This is a genomic window from Methylobacterium sp. AC433 (assembly GCF_979253015.1).
Genome location: NZ_CEEDBN010000043.1, coordinates 1 through 1403, shown reverse-complemented (window position 1 = coordinate 1403; position 1403 = coordinate 1). Strand labels below are relative to the sequence as shown.

Below are 1403 nucleotides of genomic sequence, written 5' to 3'. Positions count from 1 at the left end.
ACGAGCACGTTGCGGAACTGCCAGGGATCGCTGGTGTCGATGTCCTCGGGGAACAGGCCCGGGCGGCCTGTCAGCGGCGTCCAGTCGGTGTAGACGCCGATCACGGGGCCGAGATACGGGCTCTGCACCTCGAGGCAGCGGCGGAAATCCATCTCGTCGGCCTCGACGATGCCGGCCTCCGGGTTCTCCAGCGCCCAGACCATGCCGGCGAGCACGGCCGAGGTCACCTGCAGGCCGGTGGCGTTCTGGTAGGGGGCGATGCGGCGGGTCTCCTCGATGGAGAGCTGCGAGCCGTACCAGTAGGCGTTCTTGGCGTGGCCGTAGAGGAGGACGCCGAGCTCGTCGATGCCGTCCACGATCTCGGTCTCGTCGAGGATGTGGATCGTCTCCTGGACCTTGCCGCCATTGCCGAACATCTCGTGCAGCGAGAGCACCGCGTCGTTGGCGGGGTGGTAGGCGTAGTGGCAGGTCGGCCGGTAGGCGGCGCGCTCGCCCTCCAGCACCGTGTAGTAGTCGGAGATCGATACGGCCTCGTTGTGGGTCACGAGGAAGGCGTATTGCGACTGGGCCGTGGGCGTCCAGGAGCGCACGCGGGTGTCGGCGCCGGGCTGGAGCAGGTAGATCGCGCAGCGCGAGCCCTTCTCCTGCTCGCGGCCGTTCTCCGGCATCCAGGTCTCGTGGGTGCCCCAGCCGAGCTCGGCCGGCTGATTGCCCTCGGAGACGAAGCCTTCCACCGACCAGGTGTTGACGAAGACGCCCATGGGCTTGGCCGACTTGGCGCGCTGGGTGTCGCGCTCGGCGATGTGCACGCCCTTGACGCCGACCTCGCGCATGAGCGCGGCCCAGCCGGCACGATCCTTCGGCTCGGGGGTCTTCAGGCCGAGATCACCGGCAACGTTCAGGAGCGCCTGCTTGACGAACCACGACACCATGCCGGGATTGGCGCCGCAGCACGACACGGCGGTGGTGCCGCCGGGGCTGGCGGTGCGGGCGTCGAGGATGTCCTGGCGCAGGGCGTAGTTGGTCCGGTCGCCCTGGCTCCTGTTCTTGTCGAAGTAGAAGCCCGGCCACGGCTCCGCGACGGTGTCGATGTAGAAGGCGCCGAGCTCCCGGCAGAGCTCCATGATCGCCCGCGACGAGGTGTCGACCGAGAGGTTGACGCAGAATCCCTGGCCGCCGCCTTCCGTGAGCAGCGGCGTCAGCACGTCGCGATAGTTCTCCTTGGTCAGCGCCACCTGCTCGAAGCGCAGGCCATGCTTGTCGGCCAGGGACTTGTGCGCGTCGGAGGGCTCGACGACCGTGAAGCGGGCCTTGTCATACTCGAAGTGCCGCTCGATCAGCGGGAGCGTGCCGCGCCCGATGGAGCCGAAGCCGATCATCACGATGGGGCCGGTGATGCGGCC

At 68.4% G+C, this 1403-nt stretch carries 1 protein-coding gene; it reads right to left on the bottom strand.

Features of this window, described 5'->3' with window-relative positions:
* Positions 1–1403 (bottom strand): homospermidine synthase (locus AC0IWM_RS23655; RefSeq protein WP_471759110.1); only part of this gene is annotated, 1403 nt, incomplete at both ends.